Raw genomic sequence first — 5,018 nt, 5'->3', positions numbered from 1 at the left:
CTCGCGGGTTTTCTACAAGCTTCAAGCGACTCCCGTTAAAAAATACGGAGGGGTTGATCCAATAGAGATTGGGCTCGGTGGCCGGAGCAATAATTCCAGCGGAAATAAGATCTTTTCTGCCGCGAAAATAGGTTGCACGCGTGAGTGTATGACCGGCTGCTTTGGCATGCTGTCTCGCTATTCTTTCGGACAGCATGACAGAATGTCTGCCTACGTCATGAGAGATCTCAATCCAAACTGCTGTAAGAACCTTGATCGCGGATCCAGACAGCCGGAAGAGTAGGCCGAGGTTGGCACCGAAAACCTTGATGAACTGCTCAGCGTCTACCGGGGCTCGTTTTACGAGCTCCGCAACCTCGTTCACGACGAGTGTGTCCAGGTCGATCACACCCTGTCGGGCATCAGATGAAAGCGTCCGCCTGGTGAACCTCATCGGAATACGGAAGCCCTTCAGAAACGGATTTTGCGCATTCGGGATATCTGCGGCTTTGGTGCCGTCTGGTTTAGTGGGTGTGAGTTGCATGCTCGACCTCTTGCAGTTCTGGTCGGCAGGAAGTGGAGCTTCTCAGGAAAACACAAAATTCAGTGTGATAACGGTTTTTGCGAGTATAATTTACCGAACTAACGGTATCATATTTGAGACGGTATATTTAATAATATCAATATGTTACAAGGCTTCTCTTTCTTCATCTTTTTCCGACACGGGAATCGTATTCCCTCACATTTCGGCAGGGGGTTGTAAGTCTAAGCTCATCTGTTCCGCTGGTTTGAAGCGGAACAGTAGCCGTGTGACTCTCCGCCCGGTCTTATGAGGGCTCCACTTTATGTCGAGGCCACTGACAGTAAGGAGCTCTTTTACCGCAGGCTCGATGACCCATTTCCGGAGTTGTGCGAAGTTCTTTCGATAGCTCTCGCTGGCGTCCATTGCATGATGAAAATCGTCGATTTCGACGATCCACTTCCCGGTGCTCTCCCATCGCTTTAAGTTCTCAAATAGGCGCCACGAGTGGATAGATCTGAGGGCGCGAGTCTGTTCGAGTTTGTAAGTCGTAAAACGCTTTTCTAAGGCCATGAGATAGGGCGCCACGTGGTCCGTGAAGTTCATCTCCACGAATCCTTCTCCGGCATGGTAGAGCGCACGGCTGACCCATCGGATCTTCTCTTTTTTCTGCCCATATGCTGTCGGTATGACGCGAACGATAGAGCGATTGTATAGGCCCTCGGCACCCGATTTTAGTTGCTCATAGGCAGTGGTCTCGTCGATTCCAAAGCACTCTGCGAACTCCAAGGCGGTTATGCGTATTGGCTTTGTCGGAGCCTTTTTTGACATGCTGTCCAGTTTTGCCAGCGCCGCGCTCATGATCCTCTTCTCCGAGAGTTTTAGGGCATGAGCGGCACTCACGATGGAGTTGCTCATCGAGACGTTTCGATTCGCGAGAGAGGTCTCTGATGAGATGGTGATTTTGGATGCGACAGCACGTTTCATTGTGAGAGGATACGATCAAATGTGAGGGCGTCAACTGTGTCTCACATTTTGGCCTGTGGATAACCATCGCAATTTCTCACACTTAACCCGCAATTTCTCACATTTAGACCGCAATTTCTCACATTTAGGATCCCTAAGTACATGAGTTTAAATGATTTTTGACCTATAAAAAGATTATAAACTTAAAAAAACGGGGGGTTCTGTGGATAGGCACAACATATTGTGCTCGCACAATGGGTTGTGCGTGACATGACGCAACATATTGTTTGTCGCGGGGGATCTATGGTAAATATGTCCTGCCCGGAACAGACTTTGGAGAGACACGTCCCGGGCAGTTCTGAAACCTACAAAGAGGCAGAGAAGCCATGTCAAAAAAAACTTCCCCTGGCAAGATTGGTCGGGACGCTGGAACTGGCCGCTACATCCCAGTCCGCGAAGCGGAACGGAGGCCGTCCACCACGGTGGTCGAGACACGCCCCAAACCCAAGAAGAGCAAGTGAGGTGAGAAGAGGCTGAGAGCCCCTGACGCTAAAAGCGCCAAGCCGCGTCAAAATATTTTGACGCGGCTTGGCTCAAAACAAATATCAATCAAAGGTTTAGAATATGTCCGTTTTTCTGGTCTCATATGAGCTGAAAACAGAATCTGGTCCGGCAGACTACCAGCCCCTATGGGACGCTTTGAATAAGCTAACATCGCATAAAGTTCAGAGGTCAGTCTGGCTCGTCGCAACCACGAGCACCGCGAGGGTGCTCCACGATCACCTGAAACAATTTGTCGACGGCAATGACCGAATTTGGGTGTCTCGGGTCCATGCCGGCACTGGAAGTGAGCATTACTACTCGACGGCGTTAGTAGGAACGAACGATTTCTTGGCCAAACACCTTTGAAGTTTCCACGCAGCTGACAACCGCCAACTCAAACGGTGGGACGTAAAAATTTACAGCAAGGACCTCGGCGTCCTTTTTTACGTCTCGCCAACCTCTTTGCGAGATCGACGAAGAGAAGGCTCCCTATTTAGAACGCTCAGATGAGTTCTGAGACGGGGCCAATCCATATTTGCAGCCTTTGCATGCTGGATGAGCCCACGCCTTACGTCTTCCTGGGAAGAGTCGGGTGCATGCTCCCAGATGAGCAATATGGCGGCTCTGGCAGCCCGGGGGCTGGGAGCCCCACTACAAAGCGTCTTGATCGCCCCACGAACCTGTGGCGGCAGGCTTTCTGGGGGCATGAAGAGACCTTCGTTCGACGCGATATCCGTTCTCATTACGTTCCCTTTTCTGTCATTGCTGAGATGCAGATGGCGTCAGGCCAGGGAATAAAAAAATATGGAGGCATGTTCTGTTCAAAATTAGCTGTGTCGGCTCACCAGTGTGGATGGCGAGGAGCAACGACCAACATATTGTAGAATGGAGCAATATACTGTGGATTGTCGAAACATTCGGTTGACCACAGGGTGTCGGCGGCTCCAAAATACCACCTATGCGACCGCAATTACCAAAAATGGTAGTCGCGGTCGCTGGTTCGGCGATAAGCGCGAAAATCGGTGGTAGATTTTTTGTCGCACAATCATTTCTCCGGATCAAACGGAAAAGAGCGGGCTCACTGGCCCGTCCAAAAAGGATGTTTGTATGGCAGTTGAACGCGACGAAAATACGGATCACAACTCGCTGAGGCTTTGTTATCGCGGATTTTCGGCCGAAGCGAAGGGGATTGGCGCGGTCTTAATCGTATCCCTTCTGGTGGCGATCCCGATCGCTACCAAGCTCTGGTACTAAAAAGCAGAAGGCCTGTTCTGGTCCCTCCCCTGGCCGCCTCCTGTTCCATAAGGAGCCGTTCTCAGGTGGAGGGGCTTTTCATATCTGGAATTACTGGAACACAGATGAGCTGATGGTGAAGGTGTCTATCTCTTCCTGTTCAGAAGGCGAGAGATCCAGCTCCGTGAGTTCATCTCTTCCAATTCTGCACCAAGGATGGCCAAAGCCTCATCTTGGGCACGGATAAGCTGCACAAGCTTATCGCGATGGGCCTGAATGCGCTCAATGCCACCAAGCTCGTCAGCTAAGGTGAGCGTTTGGGGATCTACCCACGTTTTTCGCCATCCCTCGGCTTTTCGGCGATGATAATGCTCTTTTTGGCGCTCTGCCTGTGTTTTTGCGCGCCCGTTATGTCCCATGCCGGGCGTGAGGGTGATGCTTCTGTGAGTGCTCATGTCTTGCCTCGTTTGCTTTTCGTCGGTTCTCACGTGTGACATTGGCTTGTTTCGTGAGAACAAAAGCAGAGATCGGGGCTTTTTGTGAGAACTTACTCGCGGTGGGTCCGGATGAGCGTGTGAATTCTACTGAGAAGAGGCAAGAAAACAACGGAATCCATGAAGCCAAAACCGGCAGCCCTGTTTTCAGATTTCGAGATCAGGTTGGAGTATCTTCTTTGCGGTCTGACGGACCGGCATTGTGGTGCGTATCTCGGAGGCCGGGATGGCAGCTTGCCGTCTTATCTTTACTTTCAACTCATCGGCTCTCTTCGTTGCTTTTAGGGCCGCTTCCGGCTTGTTCTGCCGAGCATTCTGGACTGGTCCTCGATGCCGACTTGCTGGGCGCTCGATGCCTCGATTCTTGAAGCTGCGATGTTCGACTCCCTTGACGCTGTATTTCTCGGCTACCGCATTAATCTCCTGCGCGATTATTGCACGGACCTCTTTGGGGCGGCCGAGGTCGCCAAAACGCAGCTTCTGGCGCCTCCGTACGCGCTGAGCACCTGGTTTGCGGGCGCGGGCCTCGCGCGCGCTTTCATAGCCATCTACAAGCATAATATGTGCATGCTGGTTGCCAGGCTTGTCGCGATGGAGTGTGCCATAAGCGGCTGCCTCGGAATCGCCCACGAGGATGATCATGACCCGGGCCAAAGCTTCTTTCCGTGCCTTTGACGGGAAATCGTTGGGCAGAGAAAACATGAGCTTCTCAGCGACGCGACACCCTGTCTTCCCTCCCTGACCCGCCCTTTTATCAAAGGCGATCCGCAGGGCGGCACGGGCGGCTGTTCTGTTCCCCTTCGCGGGGGAAATTCTGCTGCCGCACACGTCTTTCAGGCCGTGCCACATTTCGGCATCAACAGCGCTTGGGCGCGCGATGTATCGCAGGTGTGCCCGAGCCTTTCTCGTCGCTTTTTTTGCAGTCAGCCCGGCGCGAGATTTCGGCGCTGTGCTGATGCCCTTTATCGTCGTCGATAGTTCGAGCATTTAGCCCTCCTGCCAGGAGCGCACGTCGATCCGGGACTTAACGGCGAAGCTGTTAAGTCCCCTTGTGCGCCCTCCACTTCTTCCTTCGGAAGATGTGTCCCGAGACGCTGCGGCGCTCCCTGCTACGCCAACACGCTACGGCCTTGGGTAAGGCCTACGTATCGTCTGGAAGCGTGCTTAGGGAGGGCTGTTGAGGGGTTCCTCGCGGGTTTTCTACAAGCTTCAAGCGACTCCCGTTAAAAAATACGGAGGGGTTGATCCAATAGAGATTGGGCTCGGTGGCCGGAGCAATAATT

5 protein-coding genes are annotated in these 5,018 nt (G+C 52.5%); 1 reads left to right on the top strand and 4 read right to left on the bottom strand.

Annotated elements, in window-relative coordinates; translation table 11 throughout:
• Together CHB75_RS21025 and CHB75_RS21020 are read right to left on the bottom strand one after the other, a co-directional pair.
• The coding region (locus tag CHB75_RS21025) for a hypothetical protein (RefSeq protein WP_089274106.1) at positions 1–523 on the bottom strand (523 nt) is incomplete at its 3' end.
• Positions 524–718: 195 nt separating this feature from the next.
• Positions 719–1,417 (bottom strand): replication initiation protein, encoded by a 699-nt coding sequence (locus tag CHB75_RS21020; protein ID WP_176439246.1) that lies wholly within the window; start codon positions 1,415–1,417, stop codon positions 719–721.
• A 1,698-nt stretch (positions 1,418–3,115) separates the two neighbouring features.
• On the opposite strand from CHB75_RS21020, the gene CHB75_RS21835 reads away from it, so the two are divergent.
• A complete protein-coding gene (locus CHB75_RS21835; RefSeq protein WP_176439245.1) occupies positions 3,116–3,262 on the top strand; it encodes a hypothetical protein in 147 nt (48 codons plus the stop codon).
• Between the two features lie 125 nt (positions 3,263–3,387).
• Here the strand turns inward: CHB75_RS21835 and CHB75_RS21010 are convergent, their stop codons facing one another.
• Both CHB75_RS21010 and CHB75_RS21005 read right to left on the bottom strand, forming a co-directional pair.
• A complete protein-coding gene (locus CHB75_RS21010) occupies positions 3,388–3,696 on the bottom strand; it encodes a hypothetical protein (protein WP_141135172.1) in 309 nt (102 codons plus the stop codon).
• Between the two features lie 186 nt (positions 3,697–3,882).
• A complete protein-coding gene (locus CHB75_RS21005; RefSeq protein WP_089274098.1) occupies positions 3,883–4,722 on the bottom strand; it encodes a MobA/MobL family protein in 840 nt (279 codons plus the stop codon).
• Positions 4,723–5,018: the final 296 nt, after the last annotated feature.

Source organism: Puniceibacterium sediminis, assembly GCF_900188035.1.
GTDB lineage: Bacteria > Pseudomonadota > Alphaproteobacteria > Rhodobacterales > Rhodobacteraceae > Puniceibacterium > Puniceibacterium sediminis.
The sequence above is the reverse complement of the archived record's forward strand: the minus strand, read 5'-3'. Positions and strand labels throughout refer to the sequence as shown.